8 protein-coding genes are annotated in these 19,678 nt (G+C 73.8%); 1 reads left to right on the plus strand and 7 read right to left on the minus strand.

The features are described 5' to 3' along the window. Positions 1–50 precede the first annotated feature (50 nt). Positions 51–1,769, plus strand: coding sequence for a glycosyl hydrolase family 28-related protein (locus tag IE108_RS08990; RefSeq protein WP_064731375.1), 1,719 nt, complete (start codon positions 51–53; stop codon positions 1,767–1,769). Between the two features lie 60 nt (positions 1,770–1,829). On the opposite strand, the gene IE108_RS35305 is transcribed toward IE108_RS08990, so the two are convergent. The 7 genes from IE108_RS35305 to IE108_RS09020 all read right to left on the minus strand — a co-directional run bounded on the left by IE108_RS35305 (position 1,830) and on the right by IE108_RS09020 (position 19,676). Then, on the minus strand, positions 1,830–1,907 hold the full coding sequence (locus tag IE108_RS35305) for a 50S ribosomal protein bL37 (protein WP_370443954.1): 78 nt from the start codon (positions 1,905–1,907) through the stop codon (positions 1,830–1,832). A 171-nt stretch (positions 1,908–2,078) separates the two neighbouring features. Beyond that, positions 2,079–3,779 (minus strand): ABC transporter ATP-binding protein, encoded by a 1,701-nt coding sequence (locus IE108_RS08995; protein ID WP_064731374.1) that lies wholly within the window; start codon positions 3,777–3,779, stop codon positions 2,079–2,081. Next, positions 3,766–14,685 (minus strand): non-ribosomal peptide synthetase, encoded by a 10,920-nt coding sequence (locus IE108_RS09000; RefSeq protein WP_064731373.1) that lies wholly within the window; start codon positions 14,683–14,685, stop codon positions 3,766–3,768. Before IE108_RS09000 ends, IE108_RS08995 begins: the two co-directional genes overlap by 14 nt. Positions 14,686–14,755: 70 nt before the next feature. Continuing rightward, on the minus strand, positions 14,756–16,543 hold the full coding sequence (locus tag IE108_RS09005; RefSeq protein ID WP_064731372.1) for an ABC transporter ATP-binding protein: 1,788 nt from the start codon (positions 16,541–16,543) through the stop codon (positions 14,756–14,758). A gap of 2 nt (positions 16,544–16,545) precedes the next feature. Continuing rightward, positions 16,546–17,601, minus strand: coding sequence for an iron-siderophore ABC transporter substrate-binding protein (locus IE108_RS09010; protein ID WP_064731371.1), 1,056 nt, complete (start codon positions 17,599–17,601; stop codon positions 16,546–16,548). 86 nt (positions 17,602–17,687) lie between these two features. After that, positions 17,688–18,551 carry an ABC transporter ATP-binding protein gene (locus IE108_RS09015; RefSeq protein WP_064731370.1) on the minus strand — a complete coding sequence of 288 codons (864 nt, stop codon included), beginning with the start codon at positions 18,549–18,551 and terminating at the stop codon, positions 17,688–17,690. A 39-nt stretch (positions 18,552–18,590) separates the two neighbouring features. Next, positions 18,591–19,676, minus strand: coding sequence for a FecCD family ABC transporter permease (locus tag IE108_RS09020; RefSeq protein WP_064732097.1), 1,086 nt, complete (start codon positions 19,674–19,676; stop codon positions 18,591–18,593). Positions 19,677–19,678: the final 2 nt, after the last annotated feature.

Consider the following 19,678-nt stretch of genomic DNA (forward strand, 5'->3'; position numbering starts at 1 on the left):
TTCCATCGCGAACGCCATTCACATACATGTCCAACAACGAGGGGGCGGGTATGTCTCACGAGGAGAGCCGCGGCAGCTCGGGCGGGGACGCCGGTTCGATCGGCAGACGGGGTCTGCTCGGGGGTGCCGCGGTCGTGGCCGCGGGTGTCATGACCGGAGCACCGCCCGTGCTCGCCGCGTCCGGGACGCCGTCCGGCGCGGGTTCCGGTGTCGTGCCGTCCCTGTGGCGGGAGTTCACCCGGAACCCCTTCACTCACCCCCAGATCCCGTTCGTGGGCCGGGCGGGCTGCCGGGGCGGCTCGACGCGGCGGCCCAGGCCCCGCGTGGTCGCCGACGTCCGCGACTTCGGCGCGGTGGCGGACGGCACCACCGACTGCGCCCCGGCGATCAACCGCGCCCTCGCCGCCGCGGGACGGGCCGGCGGCGGCACGGTCACCCTGCCGCCCGGCACCCTCCGCATCGACGGCCTGATCCGCGTGGCCCACTCGGACGTCGTGCTGCGCGGCGCCGGAAGCGACCGGACGGTCCTGAAGGCCGCCCGGCACCTCACCGACCTGGTCGGCCCCTACGGCTCCCGGTACGGCGGCGACAAGTCGTCCTGGTCGTGGGCGGGCGGGCTGATCTGGCTGGCCCCCGAGGCCCGCTGGAAGTCTCTCACCGAGGCCATCGGGGCGAAGCAGTGGCCGTTCGAGGGCTGGACCGGCAACCGGCGCGACGAGTGGCGGACGCTGGCCACCGTCTCCCCCGCCCGCCGGGGCTCCTGGACGGTCCGGGTCAGCGACACCTCGCGGCTGCGCCCCGGCGACCTCGTCCTGCTGCGCGTCGCCGACGACGCCGAGCACACCCTGCTCGCCCACATGGCGGGCGACGGCCCCGGCACCGGTTCCTACTCCTGGGACGACAAGACGAAGCTGACGTCGTACGTGCCCTACGAGTGGCCGGTGCGGGTGACGGAGGTGCACGGCCGCCGCGTGACCCTGGAGCGTCCGCTGCCGCTCGACCTCCGGCCCGAGTGGGACCCCCGGCTGACGACCCACGTCGGCGCCCTGACGGGCGCGGGCGTCGAAGGGCTCACCCTGGAGGCCCCTAACCTGCCGCAGCAGCCGCACCTGCTGGACCTCGGGTACAACGGCGTCGTGCTCCAGTGCGCCTACGACTGCCGGATCGACGACGTCACCGTGCGCAACGTCGACAACGGGTTCGGGCTGGTCGCCGCCTCGGCCTGCACGCTGAGCCGCACGCGGGTCGCCGGACGCGGGGCCCACCACCCGTACTTCTGCCGCGAGGGATCCCACGACAACCTCGTCGAGGACTTCACCGTCGAAGAGCGCACGACTCCCGCGCCCGCGGGCACGCAGCTGCACGGCATCAACGTGGAGGGCCTGTCCTCGTACAACGTCTGGTCACGCGGTGTGATGGAGATGGGCACCTTCGACAGTCACCGCGGCATGCCCTTCGCGAACGTGCGCACCGACATCACGGTCAACAACAACGGACGGCACGGTGGCGACGCGAGCGCCGGCCCGCTCTTCGGGGCGCGCTTCGCCCACTGGAACATCCGGGTGACGAACGGCCGGGCCGGGCTGACGCGGATCGACGGCCTGGCGCCCTGGTCCGCCACCGTCGGCATCAACGAGGTGCGCGAGTTCGACCAGATCGACGTCCCCGACTTCACCGGCGACCTGAACGCGCGCCTGGAGCTGTACGGCACGACCGGCGCCGTACGCCCCGGGAACCTGTACGAGGCCCAGCGCGGGCTGGGGCGGTAGGGCCGCGCAAACGCGTCGGGTGGGTGGCTCGCGCCACCCACCCGAGACGACGGGACGTCCTCAGCTCTGCGGACGGCTACCGTGGTTGGCGCCGTTCTTGCGGCGGGCCTTCTTCTTGCGACGTCGCTTCGAGGACATCGAAACCTCCTTGCTGATCACTTTTCACACGCTGTGCACCGGATTGTCGGCTCCGGTGATCACAGATCCCCTTTCCCGTGTGTGCCACGGCAAACATCCGGGACGGGTGCATCGCGGGACACCTGTGCGAGACCTGCGTTACCGGCTTCACCGGGTCACCGGGTCACCGGGTCACCGGGTCACCGCCAGTCGGTACTCCTCGTCGGCGGCCAGCAGGTTGCGGTGGGTGTCCTCGGCCGTGATGACGCCCTCGTCGAGGACCAGGACGCGGTCGGCCGCGTCCAGGAGGGCGGGGCTGCTGGTGATCACGAGGGTGGTGCGGCCCCGGCGCAGCTTCGCGACGTTGCGGGCGATGAGCTGTTCGGTGACCGCGTCGACGGCCGTCGTCGGGTCGCGCAGGACGAGCACGTCGGTGTCGGCGGCGAGCGCGCGGGCCAGGGAGAGCCGCTGGCGCTGGCCGCCGGACAGGTTGGCGCCGCGGTCGCGGACGGCGTAGTCCAGGCCGTCGCGGTGCAGGGCCACGACGTCGGTCAGCATCGACGCCTCGACCGCCGCGTCGACCGGCCGGCCGGTGCCCGAGGGGTCGATGTTGGTGCGCAGGGTGCCCGCGAAGATCTCCCCGTCGTACGGGTTGACCAGCAGGTGCTCGCGGACGGCCGCCACCGGGAGGTCCGCCAGGTCGCGGCCGCCGAGCCGCACGGTGCCGTCGTACGCGTCGGGCGGCACGTTCAGCGCCAGCACCGAGGCCAGTTCGGCGGCGGCGCGCGGCTGGTAGGCGGCGATCGCCACGAACTCGCCGGCGCCCACCCGGAACCGCACCTTGCGCAGCGTCCCGTGCCGCACGCAGTCGACCTCCAGGTCCGGGCCCGACGGCGGCCGGCCCGTGCCGGGCGTGGTCACCGGCGGGGCGCTGAGCACCAGCGCCATCCGCTCGGCCGAGGCCCGGGCGATCATCACGTACTTCGGCATCTCCGAGAACAGCCTGAGCGGCTCCATGATGAACTGCGCGAGCCCCACCGCCATGACGAGTTCACCGATGTTGATCCGTCCGGCGAAGGCCAGCCAGCCCGCCGTCAGCGTCACGGCGGCGGCGAGCACCGCGTTGAGGGCCAGGGCGGTGCCCGCGTAGACGCCGTTGACCCGGGCGACGGTGATGGACTGCTGCTTCGCCTCCGTGCTGACCCCGCGGTACGCGCGGAAGGCGGCGCTGTTGCCGCCGAAGCCGTGCAGCGGGCGCAGGCCGATGATCAGGTCGGCGACCTTGGCGCCCGCCCGCGCCACCCGGGCCTGCTGTTCGCGGGTGCTGGAGCCGATCCGCTTGGACATGACGCTCAGCACCGTGAGGATCGCGGCCGTCCCCACGATTACCAGCAGGCCGAGCCGGACGTCGGCGAGGCCCAGCGCGACCGCCGCGATCAGCACCGCGACCAGCGAGCTGATCAGCAGCGGGACCACCTCGATGATGTCGGCGGTCTGGTCGGCGTCCTCGGTGGCGATGGTCAGCACCTCGCCGGACTTGAGGTCGGCGTCCCGGGCCACGGGCTCCAGTCCGCGGCCCGCGACCAGGACCCGCCAGCGGTGCGCCTCGGTGGTGTTGGCCTTCTGCAGCACCCGCATCCCGAACCGCCACGACAGCGACACGGTGGTGATGATCACGGCCAGCGCGCCGATGGAGACACCGAGCGAGCCCGGGCCGCGGTCGCGCATCGTGTGTTCCACGATCAGCCCGAGCGCGATGGGGAAGGCGGTCTCGGCGGCCTGGTAGAGGCCCATGAGCACGGTGCCCGCGACCATCGCGCCGAGGTTGCGCCGCAGGGCGGTGCGGAGGATGCCGGACCCCTGGCGGGTCCGCTGCTTGTCAGGAGTTTTCATCGAGGTGGCGGGCAATCGCTTCCGGGGTTCGCAGGGTGAACAGATCGCGGATGGTGATCACCGGACCGTACTCCCGGCGGAGCAGTCCGGTCAGCCGTACCGCCAGCATGGAGTGCCCGCCGAGGGCGACGAAGTCGCCGACCGCGCTCACCTCGTCGTCGTCCAGGTCCAGTGCCTCGGCGAAGAACTCGCACACGGTGGTCTCGGTCTCCGTGCGCGGGCCGCGCTCCCCCGCCGTGGTCAGCGCGCCGAGCGGCCTGGCCTCGGGCAGTGCCTTGGTGTCGGCCTTCCCGTTCACGGTCAGCGGGATGGCGTCGACCCGCGCGTAGTGCGTGGGGCGCAGGAAGTCCGGGAGCGCGGCGCCGACCTCGGCCGCGACCTCCGCCAGCTCGGCGCCGTCGAGGACCAGGTAGGCGGCCAGCCGGTGGGCGCCGTCGACCTGCGGGTCCGGCTGGGCGACGGCGGCGGCGAACCGTACCGCCGGGTGCGCGGCGAACACGGCCTCGACCTCGCCGAGTTCGACCCGGTGCCCGCGGATCTTGACCTGCTGGTCGGTGCGGCCGAGGTAGGCCAGATTGCCGTCGGGGCGGCGGACCACGAGGTCGCCGGTGCGGTACATGCGTTCGCCCGGGGCGCCGAACGGGCAGGCGACGAAGCGGTGCGCGGTCTGCGCCGGCTGGCCCAGGTAGCCGCGCGCGATGCCGATGCCGGAGACGTACAGCTCGCCGGGGACGCCGTCGGGCGAGGGGCGCAGCCAGGGGTCCAGGACGTAGACGTCGGTGTTGTCGATGGCGACCCCGACGACGGGGTCCTGGCATTCGAAGGTGCCGACGCCGAGGGTGTTGATGGTGTACTCGGTGGGTCCGTACAGGTTGTAGCCCACGGTCCCCTCGGTCTCGGCGAGCCGCCGCCACAGGGCGGGGGTGACGGCCTCGCCGCCGAGCAGCACCAGTGCGGGCCGGTGGGCGGGGTCGTCGAGCAGCCCCTCGGCGACCAGCTGCTGCGCGTAGGTCGGGGTGACGTTGACGACGTCGATGCCGTGCTTGAGGCAGTACTCGACCAGCCGGGGCGCGTCGCGGCGCAGTTCCTCGTCGCATACGTGCACCTCGTGGCCGTCGGCGAGCCAGAGCAGTTCCTCCCACGACATGTCGAAGGCGAACGACACGGTGTGGGCGATCCGGAAGGTCCGGTGGCCGTGCTCGGCGAGGACCGGTTCGAAGATCCGGCGCTGGTGGTTGACGAGCATGTTGGTCAGTCCGGCGTACTCGGTGACCACGCCCTTGGGCTTCCCGGTGGAGCCGGAGGTGTAGATCGTGTACGCGGGGTGCCGCAGCCGGTGCGGGTCGTCCGGCGCGAACGTCGTGTACGGGGCGGCGTCGGGCAGCGGGCGGTCCAGCTCGATCAGGTGGCCGGTCAGCCGCGGGGAGACGGCGCTCACGGTGAGAGTGACGTCGGGGCGGGCGTCCGCCACGATGGCGGCGATGCGCTCGTCGGGGTGGTCCAGCTCCAGCGGGACGTAGGCGGCGCCGACGCGCAGTACGGCGAAGAGGGCCACGATGGAGTCGAGCGAGCGCGGTACGGCGATCGCGACGGTCGTCTCGGGGCCGAGGCCGCGCCCGGCGAGCACGCCCGCCACCGCGCGGCTGCGGTCGCGCAGTTCCGCGAAGGTCATGGTGGCGCCGTCGGCGACGAGCGCCACCCGCTCCGGGGCGCGGCCGGCCGCGAGGTCGAAGCGGTCGACGACGGTGTCGGTGCCGACGTCGGTGCGTCCGGCGGGGCGGGGTGCGGGACCGAGGCCGGTCAGCGCGCCCACCGGGCCGGTGGAGCGGGCCAGGTCGTCCAGGACGCGCAGGTAGTCGTCGAGCAGGCGGCGGGCGTTCGCGTCGTCGCGGTCGCGGTACTCCAGCTTGACGGTGAGGCGTTCGCCCGGGGTGACGACCCAGGTGAAGGGGTAGTGCGTGGAGTCGTCGGCGCGCACGGAGGTGATGCCGTGCCGGGCGTTCATCTCGGCGAAGGCGTCCAGGTCCAGGAAGTTCTGGAGCACGAAGAGGTTGTCGAACAGGGTGTCGTGGCCGGCGGCGCGCTGGATCTCGCCGAGGCCGAGGTGTTCGTGCTCCATGGCGTCGGCCCTGGCCGTCTGGACGGCCGTGAGGTAGTCGCGGACCGTGTCGTGCGGCCGGGCGCGCGTCCAGGCGGGCACGGTGTTGAGCAGCACGCCGACGATGTCGCTCAGTCCCTCGCCGTCGCGGCCGGAGACGGTGACGCCGAACACGGCGTCGGTGCGGCCGGTGCGGGCGCCGAGGAGCAGGCCGAAGGCGCCGGTGAGGACGGAGTTCAGCGTGACGCCGTGTGTCCTTGCGGCCTCCCGCAGCCGCTCGGACCGCTCGGCGTCCAGGGTGTGGACCAGGGCGCGCGGCAGGTCGTCGGTGAGGTCGGGGCCGGGGCCGGCCAGCAGGGTCGGGCCGGACAGGCCGCTCAGGTGGCGCGCCCAGAACCGCTCGGAGACGGCGGGGTCCTTGGCGGCGAGCGTCCGGGCGTGGTCCTCGAAGCCGGGTGCGGCCGGGACCGCGGCGGGCGGCGAGCCCGCGAGGACGGCCTCGTAGGCGTCGAAGAGGTCCCGCAGCACGATCTCGCGCGACCAGCCGTCCCAGAGCAGCAGGTGATAGCTGAGGAGCAGTCCGTCGCGGCCGTCCGGCAGGCGTACGACGGTCAGCCGGATCAGCGGTGGTGCGGCGAGGTCGAAGCCCGTGTCCCGGTCGGTGAGCCGCAGCTCCTCGGCCTCGGCGTCCGTGGCCGCCTCGACGGTGCGGACGACGGCCCGCCGGCCGGCGGCGAGGACCTGTACGGGGTCGCCGTCGTCGTCCGTCGTGAAGCCGGCGCCCACGACCGGGTGCCGGGCGATCACGGCGGCCATGGCGTCGGCCAGCGCGTCGGCGTCCAGCCGCCGGTCGAAGGTGAAGTAGCTCTGGGCCACGTAGTGCCCGGCTGGGCCCGCCAGTTGGGCCTGGAAGAACAGGCCCCGCTGCAGCGGGGTGACCGGCGCGGTGCGTTCGGCGGTGGCGGCCGCCTCGGCGATGTGCCGCAGGGCGGCCAGCCAGTGTTCGGTGAGGGCGTCGGGGACGCCCGCGGCGAGGATGAAGTCCGCGTGCAGGGCGCCGGTGGCGGCGTCGGTCCACGCGTTCACCTCGACGGCGTACGGGCTGGTGCCCTCGTCCCCGGTCAGGCGCGGGGCGTGGGACTCGTCGCCCCGGCCCAGGTAGTTGAAGAGGACTTGCGGGTGGGTGTCGAGGAGCGGCGCGGTCTGCGGGTTGAGGTACCTGAGCCGGCCGTAGGCGGCGTGCGCGCCCTCGTCGGGCTGCCGTTCGGCGGTCTCGCGGGCGGCGGCCACGGGGTCGGTGTGCGGGGTGAGCCGTACGGGGGCGATGGCGGTGAACCAGCCGACGGTGCGGGTGTAGTCGTGGTGGGCGAGGGCCGGGACGCGGCCGTGCCGCTCCAGGTCGATCGCCAGGTCGGTGGGTTCCGTCTGGACCCGGGTCAGCGCGGTGCGCAGGGCGCCGCACAGCAGTTCGGTGAGGCCGAGTCCGAGTGCGGCGGGTGCGGTGCGCGTCAGGCGCTCGCTCACCTCGGCTTCGAGGACGGCCGTGGTCTCGCGCAACCCCTTGGCCGGGGGCAGGGGGGTGGGGGCCGCCAGCGTCGTGAGCCAGTGGTCCAGGCCGTCGGTGTCGGCGGCGGACCGGTGGGTCAGCGCCTCGGCGTACTCGGCGTAGGAGGTGGTCGGCGGTGCGAGGGGTGCGCCGCGCAGCGCGTCCGCGAGGTCGTCGAGGAGGATCAGCCAGGACACCGCGTCGACGGCGAGGTGGTGCACGACGACGACCAGGGTGCGGCTCGCCTCCAGCCAGGTGAACGCGGCGACCGCGCCGGCCTCGGGGTCGAGCCGGCCCGCGGCACGCTCGGCGGCGGCCGTCGTGTCGGTGCCGTCCTCGGGGACGACGGTCGCCTCGCGGGCGGGTTCCGTGCCGAGGGACCAGACGCCGTGCCGGACGCGCAGGCGCAGGCGCAGCGCCGGGTGCGTGTCCACGACGGCCCCGGCGGCGCGCCGTACGTCGGCGAGGCCGGCGCCCTCGGGGACCGGGACCGTCCTGGCCTGGGCGAACCGGGCGAGCGGGCCGCCCAGTTCGCGCCGGCGCAGGATGATCGGCGTGGGGGCCACCGGGCCGTCCTCGCGCGGGGTGGGCGCGGGGGGCGCGGTGCTCGGCACGCGGGTGCCGAGGTGTTCGGCGAGGGCGCGGGGTGTCCTCAGCAGGAACACGTCGCGCGGGGCGAGGGGCAGGCCGAGGGCCCTGGCGCGGTTGACGACGGTGATGGCGACGATGCTGTCGCCGCCGGCGGCGAAGAAGTCGGTGGCCGCGTCCACGGCGGTGCCGGGCAGCGCCTCGGTGAAGACGCCGACGAGGGCCGCGAGGGCGTCGGCGTCCGGCCGGTCCGCGGGGGCCGGGGCGGTGGGCGGTGCCGGGTCGGGGGCGGCCGCCGCGGCGCGCGCGGTCAGGGCCGCGCGGTCCAGTTTGCCGTTGACGGTCAGCGGGAGCGCGTCCAGCGGCAGCACCCGGCCCGGCACCATGTGCGCGGGGAGCTTCGCCGACAGGAGCGCGGTGAGGTCGTCGGGCGCGCGGCCCACGACGTGGGCCACCAGGTGGTCGCCGGTGTCCGCCACCGTGACGGCCGCGTCGACGACTCCGTCGAGTTCGCGGAGCGCGGCCTCCACCTCGCCGGGTTCGATGCGGAACCCCTTGAGCTGGACCTGGTCGTCGGCGCGGCCCACGAACTCCAGCTCGCCGTCGAGGGTGCGGCGGGCGAGGTCCCCCGTGTGGTACATGCGGGTGCCGTCCCCGGTGAACGGGTTGGCGACGAACCGGCCGGCGGTGAGTCCGGGCCGGCCCAGGTAGCCGAGCGACACCTGGTCGCCGGCGACGTAGATGGCGCCCACCCGGCCGGGCGGCACGGGGCGGAGCCGGTCGTCCAGCAGGTGGGTGACCAGGCCGGGGATCGGACCGCCGATGGGGCTGACGTCCTCGCCGGTGACGAAGTCCGCGTCGCCGAGGACGCGGTGCGTGACGTGGACGGTGGTCTCCGTGATGCCGTACATGTTGACCAGCTCGGGGGCGGCGGTGCCGTGCCGTTCGACCCAGCCGCGCAGGCGCCCGAGGTCCAGCGGTTCGCCGCCGAAGATGATCCGGCGCAGCGCCGGGAGCGGTCCGCCGGCGTGCAGGTCTGCCTCGGCGAACCGGTGGAACGCCGACGGTGTCTGGTTGAGCACGGTCACCCCGCGCTCGCGAACCAGCCGGTGGAAGTCGACCGGGGAGCGGGTCAGCGCGTAGTCGGGCAGCAGCAGTTCGGCGCCGTGGGTCAGCGCGCCCCACAGCTCCCAGACCGCGAAGTCGAAGGAGAAGGAGTGGAACTGGACCCACACGTCGTGCGGGCCGAACCCCATGTCGGGCCGCGTCCGGGCGAGCAGGGTGACCACGGCGGCGTGCGGGACGACGACGCCCTTGGGCCGGCCAGTCGAACCGGAGGTGTAGATGACGTAGGCGGGGTCGCGCCAGTCCGGCTCGCGGGCCGGCTCGGTGGTGTCCGCCGCTGACGGCTGCGGGGGCTCCTCGCCCGGTACGAGCAGGCGGGCGGGCACGCCGGCGCGGTCCAGCAGCCGGGCGAAGCGGTCGCGCTGTTCCGCGGCCACGAGGACGACCTGCGGAGCGGAGTCGGCCAGGACGTACTCCAGGCGCTCGTCCGGGTAGGCCTCGTCCAGCGGGACGTAGGCTCCGCCCGCGCCGACCACCGCGGCCAGGGCGACCACCTGCTCGGCGGAGCGCGGGACGGCGACGGCCACGCGCCCGCCCGGCCCCACCCCGGCCGCGCGCAGTACGGCGGCGAGGCCGTCCTTGGCGTGGGCCAGTTCGCCGTAGGTCAGGGACCGGGTGGTGCCGTCCAGGGCGCACTGGGTGACGGCGGTGGCGGCGGGGTCGCGGCGTGCGGCGGCGTCGAGTAGGGCGCCGAGGGTGGCGGGGGCGACCTGCTCGGCGGGCTCCTCGGTGGCGAGGTGGGCGGCCGGGGCGTCGGGGCGGGTGAGCAGGCCGGTGAGGGTCCGGGTGAAGGTGTGCAGGAGGTGCCGGGCGCGGGGCTCCCGCACCAGTTCGCCGTCGTGGATGAGGTTGAAGCGCGGCCGGCCGTCGGGGGCGCGCTCGACCACCAGCGTCAGCGGGTAGTGCGGGGCGCCCTCGTTCACGATCGCGGTGATGGCCAGGGTGTCGCCGGGCCGCCGCAGCTCGTCGGTGTCGGTGGCCACGTCGAAGACCACGAGGGTGTCGAAGAGGGGGCCCGCGCCCGCCTCCCGGGCGATGCCGGCGAGCGGGACGTGCTGGTGCGGCAGGACCGCGCTCTGGTGTGCGCGGACCCCGGCGAGCAGGTCGCGCGCGGTCGTGTCCGCGGTCCACCGGGCGCGCAGGGGGATGGTGTTGATGAAGAGGCCGACCATGTCCGCGATGCCGGGCACGTCGGCGTCGCGTCCGGAGACCGTCGAGCCGAAGACCACGTCGTCGCGTCCGAGGACACCGCCGAGGGTCAGCGCCCAGGCCGCGTGCACGGCGACGCTGAGCGGCACCCCGGCGGCGCGGGCGGCGGCGTCGACGTCGGTGTCCGGCACCACGGCGGTGTCGGCGAACCGCTCGGAGGGGGTGTGGCCCTCGGCGACGAGTGAGGGGCCGGGCAGTCCGGCGAGCTGCTCGCGCCACACCCGGGCGCTCTCCTCGCCGTCGCGCCCGGCGAGCCGGCGCACGTGGTCGGGGAAGCCGCCGAGGGGGTGGACGGTGCCCGGCGCGTGGTATTCGGCGAGCAGGGTGCGCAGCATGGGCGGCACCGACCAGCCGTCGGCGATGATGTGGTGCACCGTCTGGACCAGGACGTGCCGGCGCTCCGCGGTGCGGACGAGGGTGTACCGCATCAGCGGGCCGGTGGTCAGGTCGAAGCCGGCGCGGCGGTCGCGCTCGGCGAGTTCGCGGATCTCGTCGTCGGTGATGCCGGGGCGGTCGAGGACGGTGAAGGGCGCCTCGACGCCGTTCTCCAGGACGGAGACCACCCGGCCGTCGCCGATGGCCACGAAGCGCGCGGTCAGGTTCGGGTACAGGGCGAGCAGCCGGGTGGCCGCGGCGGCGAGCCGGTCCGGGTCGGCCTCGCCCTCCAGGGTGAGCAGTTGCTGTTCGACGTAGCTGCCGTGCGCGTCGTCGTCGTAGACCGAGTGGAAGTACAGGCCCTCCTGGAGGGGGGTGAGCGGCAGGACGTCCCGCAGCGCGGGGCCGTCGAGGGCGTCGACGTCGGCCTGCGTGAGGGCCAGCGGTCGGAAGTCGCTGGGCGAGTGGCCGCCCCCGTCGAGGGCGGCGAGCCCGTTGAGGGCGTCCAGGTAGTACCCGGTGAGGACGGTGATGTCCTCGTCGGTGAACATGCCGTCGGGCCAGGAGACGGTGGTGACGAGCTGGTAGCCGCCGCCGGCGCCGGGTTCGGCGACGGCGTTGAACTCCAGGGCGCGGGGCAGGCGCATGCGCGGGTCGCGCTTCTCGCCGAGCTGCTCGGTGTTGCCCGCCAGCTGCCAGTCGCCGGGCGCGCCGGCGTCGAAGCGGCCGAGGTAGTTGAAGAGCACCTGCGGTGCCGGGGCGTCGAAGGTGACGCCCGCCAGGTGGCGGAGGGCGCCGTAGGAGACGCCGTTGTCCGGTATGCGGGCGAGGTCCTCCTTCACCGCCTTGAGGGCGCCGGCCAGGTACCCGGGCGCGGTCGGGTCGGGGGCGGTGCCCGGGTCGACGACGACCGGGAAGAGCGTGGTGAACCAGCCGACGGTGCGCGAGAGTTCGGGCTCGAAGCCGGCGGACGGGGCGACGAACCGTCCCTCGCGGCCGTGGCCCTCCAGCTCGATGTGGGCGAAGGTCTGGTCCTGGCCCAGGTCGCGGCGGCGGCGGGCGAGGGCGACGGCGAGTGCGGTCAGCAGCACGTCGTTGACGCCGGTGTGGAACCGGGCGGGCGTCTCGCCGAGGACGGCGGCGGTGGCCTCGGGCGTGAGGGGCACGGTGCGCACCCGCTCCCGGGCGACGGTGTCGGCCGGGGACAGGGGGCGGTGGGCCAGCGGCTGGTCGGGCCCGGGCAGCGGGCGTCGGTAGGGGGCGCTGTCGGCGTCGTAGGAGGCGCGCTCGAGGAGCTGTGTCCAGCGCCGGAAGGAGGTGCCCTCGCGGGGCGGTTCGACGGGGGCGCCGGTGGAGAACTGGCGCCAGGCCGTGGCCAGGTCCTCCATGATGATCCGCCAGGACACGCCGTCGACGACGACGTGGTGGGCGACGACGACCAACTGCCGGGCCGCGCGGCGCCAGACGGCGCTCAGCATGACGCCGGCGGCGGGGTCCAGTGCCTCGGTGGCGAGGGCGACGCACGCGTCGAGCGGGCGGTCGCTCTCCTGCCAGGGGGCGGCGGGTGCCTCGTCGGGGATGTCGAAGCTCCAGCGGTCGCCGCGGACCAGCCGGGCGCGCAGCATGGGGTGCCGGCCCGTCACGGCGCCGAGGACCGCGTCGAGGGCGTCCGGGCCGAGGTCGGCCGGGGTGTTGAGGACGACCGACTGGACGAAGCCGTCGACGGCGTCCGTGGTCTCGCCGAGCCACTGCACGATCGGGGAGCCCACGACGGTGCCGGCCGGGACGTCCCGGTGGTCGACGACGGCGGTGTCCTCGCGGCTCGCCACCGCGGCCAGGGCTCCCACGGTGCTGTGGGTGAAGATCTGCCGGGCGGTGACGTACAGTCCCGCCTCGCGCAGCGCGCCCAGGAGGGAGATGGCGAGGATGCTGTCGCCGCCGAGCTGGAAGAAGTCCTGGTCGACGCCGACCTCGTCCAGGCGCAGGAGGGAGGCGACCGCCGCGCACACCGTCCGCTCGTCGTCGGTCGTGGGAGGGGCGGACGCGGCGGCGGGGGCCACCGGTTCGGGCAGCGCCTTCCGGTCGACCTTGCCGTTGGCGGTGAGCGGGAACTCCGGCGTCACGACGACGTGGGTGGGCACCATGTACTCCACCATGTGTTCCCCGGCCCAGGCCTTGACCTCCTCGGCGCGCAGGTCCTCGTGGCCGGCGGCGGGGATGACGTAGCCCACCAGATAGGTGCCGCCGGCGGCGTTCTTCTTCGCGACGACGCAGGTGTGGCGCACCCGGGGATGTTCCGCGAGGCCGATCTCGACGTCCTCGATCTCCAGGCGCATGCCGCGGATCTTGACCTGGTTGTCCGCGCGGCCGAGGAAGTCCAGGGAGCCGTCGGGGGCGTAGCGCGCGAGGTCTCCGGTGCGGTACAGCCTGGAGCCGTCGTCGGCGAACGGGTTGGCCACGAACCGGGACGCGGTCAGTCCGGGCGCACCCACGTAGCCGCGGCCCAACAGGAAGCCGCCGACGTAGAGTTCGCCGCCGACGCCGACCGGGACCGGCCGCAGCTCGTCGTCGAGGACGTACAGCTGGGTGTTGGGGTTGGCCTTGCCGATCGAGGTCGACAGGCGTTCGGCCGCACCCCGGTAGACGACGTGGGAGACGCCGATGGTCGTCTCGGCCGGGCCGTAACCGTGGTACAGGGGGATGTCGAGCCGGGTGCGGAAGCGTTCGTACAGTTCCGGGGTCAGCACCTCGCCGCCGCACCACACGTGCCGCAGGCTGTCCAGGCGCCCGGAGTCGCCCGCCATCTCCAGCAGGACGTCCAGCATGGACGACACGAGGTAGGTGAAGGTGACGCGCTGTTCGGCGATGACGCCGAGGAGGTGGTGGGGGTCGCGTTCGCCGCCGGGCCGCAGGACCACGAGCCGTCCGCCGCGGACCAGGGGCAGGAAGATCTCGTTGACGGAGATGTCGAAGGACAGCGGCGCCTTGAACAGCGACACGTCGTCGGGGCCGAAGCCCAGGATCTCTTGGGACTGCCACAGGAGGCGTTCGCTGATCGCGGCGTGGCGGATCATCGCGCCCTTGGGCCGCCCGGTCGATCCGGAGGTGAAGATGACGTACGCGAGGGAGTCGCCGTGCACGAGGGTCTGCGGGGCGTCGGCGGGGTGGGAGCCGTGGCTCCAGTCCCCGAGGTCGACGGGCAGCGCGTCGGGTTCGTCCGGCGCGGGTACGCCCGTGGCGTTGAGCTGCGCGACGATGCCGGCGTCCGCGATGACGACGGCGCGGCGCTCTGCGGGCCAGTGCGGGTCGAGCGGTACGAAGGCGCAGCCGGCCCGGAGGACGCCGAGCAGGCCGACGACCAGGTCGGCGGAGCGCTCCAGGGAGATGCCGACGGTCTGCTCCGCGGTCAGCCCGCGTCCGGCCAGCGCGTGGGCCAGCTGGGCGGAGAGGGTCGCCACCTGACGGTAGGTCAGCGTGCGGTGTTCGTCGACGACGGCGACCGCGTCCGGTCGGGTGCGGGCCTGTTCGAGGAACATCTCGACGAGGGTGGGGCGGTCGCGGTCGGCGTGGGTGTCGTTCCACTCGGCCAGGCTCGCGAGCCGGGCCGCCGGGCCGGAGGGGCCGATGGTGCCCAGGGGCCGGTCCGGGAAGTCGGCGAGGTCGTCGAGGGCGAGCTGCGCGTCCTCCGGTACGACACCGTCCGGGAGGGTGATGGTACGGCCCTCCGCTCCGACGACCCAGCCGCCGGGTGTGGCACCGCCGTTGGCGACCCAGCCGAGCACGTCGCCGAAGAGGGTGCCGTCGGTGAGGTCGAGCCCCGCGGGGCTGCGTCCGGTCGCCCAGTACGACAGGCCGACGGCGCACGCGGCGGCGATGGTCCGGTCGTCGAAGTCCCCGGTGCGCCTGCGGATGTCGGTGAGGTGCTTGGGAGAAAGCAGTACGAGCCGAGCGGTCGGTTCCATCATCGAAGACTCAACGCCCTTCCAAGGAATGACGGCAGGCTAACCCAAGTAAGGGTTACCTAACCACCCCTGATCAACTACCTTCTCGCCAGGCCCGCCACAGTCGCGCGTACCGGCCGCCCAGCGCCACCAGTTCCTCGTGCGTCCCCTCCTCGACCACCCGCCCGGCGTCCAGGACGGCGATCCGGTCCGCGGCCATGGCCTGGGTGAGCCGGTGCGCCACGAACAGGGTGGTGCGGCCGGCGCAGGCGGCCGTGACGGCCCGTTCCAGCTCGGCGGCGCCCTCGCTGCCGGCCTCCGCCGTGGACTCGTCCAGCACCACCACGGGTGAGCGGCTGAGCACCAGCCGGGCCAGGGCGACCTGGGCCACCTTCGTCCCGTCGAGGCGCTCGCCGCCCTCACCCACCGGGGTGTCCAGTCCGTCGGGCAGGGTGTCCAGCCAGTGGCCGGCGCCCACCGTCCGCAGGGCGCCGTCGAGTTCGGCGTCGGTGGCGTCGGGGGCGGCCAGCCGGAGGTCGTCGGCGAGCGGGCCGGAGAACACGTGCGTCTCCTGGGTGAGGATGCTCACCAGCGCCCGCGCACCGGCCTCGTCGACTCCGGCCAGGTCGACCGCTCCCACCCGCACCGATCCGGACTGCGGTGTTCCGATGCCGGCGATCAGCGCGGCGAGCGTCGTCTTGCCCGCACCCGTCGCGCCGACCAGGGCGAGCGAGCCCCCGGCGGGGATGGTCAGGTCGACGTCCCTGAGGACCGGTTCCTCGGCGCCCGGGTAGGTGAACGTCAGCCCCTCCACCCGCACCGGGTGGGCACCGGCGGCCGCGGCAGCGGCACCGGCGTCGCCGACCAGCCGGTCCTGCGTGTCCTCGCCCAGCACTCCGACCAGGCGGGTCAGGCTCGCGCCCGACTTCTGCGCCTCGTCGAAGGTGAACATGATGGCGCCCAGCGGGGTGAACAGCCGGTGGAAGAGGAGCGGGGCGGCGGACACCTCGCCGAGTGTCGCGGCGTCGGCCTCCAGCAGGGCGTACCCCACCAGGAGGATGAGCGTCAGACCGATGAACTCGGCGCGGTTCTCCCGGCCGACGAAGCGGCCGAAGAACCGGAACACCTCGATGCCGAGGTCGCGCACCCGCCAGGACTCGCGGTCCACCTGCTCGCGGAAGCGGTCCTCCAGCCGGTACGCCCGCACGGTGTCGATGCCGTTGAGGCCGCTGATCAGGGCCTGGGCGCGGTCGGCCTGGGCCACCCGCTGGCGCCGGTAGAGCGGGGCGGAGCGCGGCAGGTACCAGCGCAGGGCGAGGGCGTAGGCGGGCAGCGCGCCGGCGCCCGCGAGGCCGAGCCGCCAGTCCAGGCCGAACATGCCGGCCGTGGCGATGGCGACGAGCACACCGGCCGAGAAGACCGTGGGGACGGCGGTGCGGATGCCCTTGGAGAGGACGGCCACGTCGTCGCCGACCCGGGACAGCACGTCCCCGCGGCCCACCTGTTCGACGCGCGCGCTGGGCATCCCCAGCACGGCGCGCACCGCGCCCTCGCGCAGCCGGGCCAGCAGGTCGGCGCCGAGCCGCCCGATCAGGTACGTCGACACCGCGGTGGCGGCCGCGCCGAGCAGCGCGGCCGCGACCATCACGGTGCCGATCGTGACCAGGACCGAGCGGGACTCGCCGCCGACGACCGCGTCGACGACGCGGCCGAGCAGGAGTACCGGGAGAACCTGGAGGGCCGCTCCGGCCACCGTGGTGAGCGCCGTGGCGAGGGTCAGCCACGGCACCTCGCGGCAGTGCGCCCCGACCCAGCGGGCGGCCTCGCGTCCGGTGGCCGTACGCAGGGCGGCCGGGGCGACCCGGGTGTCTGTCGCGCTCACACCTACCCGGCCGACTTGACGAGTTCGTCGACCGCGTACGGCATGGACAGCAGGGTGCCCTGGGAGATGGCCGCGCCGACCGCGGGGCCCTCGCTGTCCAGGAGGTAGGTCACCTTGCCGTTCTTGGCGGCGTCGAGGTTGGCGAAGAGCTTGAACTTCTTCAGCGCGTCCTGGTCGGCCTGGTCGTTGATGACGAAGACGCGGTCGACGTCGACGAGGTCGACGCGCTCGGGCGAGAGCGTGGTGTAGAAGTCGCCGCCGGCCACTTCGTCGATCTTCGTCTGGTACTTGAAGCCGATGCCCGTCACCAGGCGTCCGCGCACGTCGGTGGAGGTGAACGGCGCGACCGAGTCCTTGTACCAGGAGAGCACCACGGCGGTCTGGTCCGCGAACTCGGGGTGGTCCTTCTTGGCCGCGTCGAGCTGTCCCTGGATGCCGGCCACCATCTTCTCGCCCTCCTCGGCCTTGCCGAGTGCCTTGGCGATGTGCACGGCGTTGTCCTGCCAGGGGGCGCTGAACGGCTCCTTCTCGGCCTTGGTGCGTCCCACGGTCGGCGCGATCTTGGAGAGCTTGTCGTAGGCGGCCTGGTCGACCTCGGAGTACACCGCGATGATGAGATCGGGGCGCAGGGCGGCGATCTTCTCGTAGTTGGGGCCGGTGTCGCCGTTCTTCATGATGACCTCGGGCTTGGCGTCGCCCCACTTGTCCTTCACCCACGGCCACTGGGTGTTGATGTCGGGGCTCTGGCCCTCGGGGTTCGGGTACTGGTCGACCATGCCGACGGGCTTGATGCCGAAGGCGAGGACGGTCTGGTCGTCGGTGTAGCCGACGGTGACGACCCGCTCGGGCGCCTTGGTGACCTTCGTGGTGCCGAACGCGTGCTCCACGGTGACCGGGAACGCGCCCGCCCCGGCGGTGGAGTCGTCGCCGCCCGCGCTGTCCGCCGGCTCGTCCGAGTCGGAACCGCACCCCGCGAGGAGGCCGACGCCGAGTGCGGCGGCGGAGAGCGCCGCCGCCAGTCGTCGCCAGGGCGTCATACGCGTCGTTCTGAGGAGCATCCGGAGATCCCTTGCTGTCGCGCCGTCCACTGCGCCCCGGATGAGGGCAGCAAACCATATCGCGTCCGAGTGAGGTTAGCCTACCCTCACTGTGCCAACTCCGCGGATACCGGGTCGAGTTCCACGTGGGCACGCCCGATCGGGACGATGAGGGGCCGGTCCCCCACCGGGTCGTCGATCACCTTGGCGCGCAGCCCGAACGCCTCGTGCAGCAGTTCGGCGGTGATCACCTCGCGCGGATGCCCCTGGGCGAGGATCGCCCCGTCCCGCATCACGACCAGGTTGTCGCTGTAGCGGGTGGCGAGGTTGAGGTCGTGCAGCACCATGACCACCGTGCACCCGGACTCGTGCAGGTCGTCCACCAGGTCGAGCACGTCGATCGCGTGCGCCAGGTCCAGGTAGGTGGTGGGCTCGTCGAGCAGCAGCAGGTCGGTGCCCTGGGCCAGGGTCATGGAGATCCAGACGCGCTGCCGCTGCCCGCCGGAGAGCGAGTCCACCGGCCGGTCGGCGAGGTCGGCAACCCCGGTCATGGCCAGCGCCCGGCCCACCACGGCCGCGTCGTCCGAGGACCACTGCCGCAGCCAGCTCTGGTGCGGGTGGCGGCCCCTGGCGACCAGGTCGGAGACCGTCAAACCCTCCGGGGCGACCGGCGCCTGGGGCAGCAGTCCGAGCTTCTTGGCGACGTCCCGGGTCCTGAGGCCCGCGATGTCCTCGCCGTCCAGCACGACGGTGCCGCTGGTGGGCTTCAGCAGCCGGGACAGGGTGCGCAGCAGGGTCGACTTGCCGCAGCCGTTGGGCCCGATGATGGTGGTGACGACTCCGGGCGGGATCGCCACGTCGAGCCCGTCGATGACCGGGCGGGCGCCGTAGCCGACCGCCACTCCCCTGGCGGACAGCCGTGCGCTGCCGCCGGCCGCCGGCACGGCGCCGGTGATGGACTCAACGGCCACTGGACCCCCCTCAATCAGGCTTGCCTTACTTTGTAGCAGCTATCGGCGGTTCGCCCGCACCAGCAGGTAGACCAGGAAGGGCCCGCCGATCGCCGCGGTGACCACGCCGACGGGCAGCGACACCGGCAGCGCCGTGCGCGCGACCAGGTCCGATCCGGTCAGCAGCAGGGCCCCCACCATGCCGGAGGCCACCAGCGGCGGCGTCGGGCACCTCGCCAGCCGCATCGCGACCTGGGGCGCCACCAGCGCCACGAACGGCACCGGGCCGGCCGCGCTCACGGCCACGCCGGCCAGCAGCACCGCGCAGAGCAGGAGCACCGCGCGCACGGCGGCGTAGCGGACGCCGAGCCCCGCGGCGATCTCGTCGCCGAAGTGCATCGGCTTGAACTGGAAGGCGGCGCACGAGACCACGGCCAGCAGAACGAGCGTGCACCAGAGCGCCACCCGCACCTCGTCCCAGGACCGGTTGTCCAGCGAGCCCACCAGCCACGCCTGGGCCCGCGCCACGTCCCTGATGTCGGCGGTGACGAGCAGCCAGGTCGTGACGGCCTGCATGACGGCGGTCACCGAGACGCCGATGAGGATGAGCCGGAGGCCGTCGACGCCGCGGCGCCAGGCCAGGAAGTAGACCAGCAGACCGGTGCCGAGCCCGCCCGCGAGCGCCGCCGCCGACAGGCCCACGGAGTCGACCACGGCCGTCGCGGCACCGCCCGACGCCGTCACCAGGAACACCGCCACGGCGCCCGCGCCACTGGTGATGCCGAGGACGTCCGGGCTGGCCAGCGGGTTGCGGGCGATGGACTGGGTGAGAGCGCCTGACACGCCGAGCGCGATGCCCACCACGAGTCCGGCCAGCGCCCGCGGCATGCGCAGGTCCAGGATGACGAACTCGTCGACCTGCTCGCCCCGGCCGGCGATCGTGGCCAGGACCCGGGGCAGCCCGATGGGGAAGTCCCCGACGCCGATGGACAGGCAGAACACCAGGAAGGCGGCCGCCGCGAGCAGCACCGTGACGCCCGCGGTCCAGGGCCGCCAGACGAACGACACACCGCCGAGCCGCACGCCCGGCGCCACCGGCACCTTCACGGCCGTCCCGCCCGGCCGCACGCCCGTACCGTCCTTCACAC

Origin of the sequence: Streptomyces parvulus (assembly GCF_014648855.1) — a bacterium.
GTDB classification, from domain to species: Bacteria; Actinomycetota; Actinomycetes; order Streptomycetales; family Streptomycetaceae; genus Streptomyces; species Streptomyces parvulus.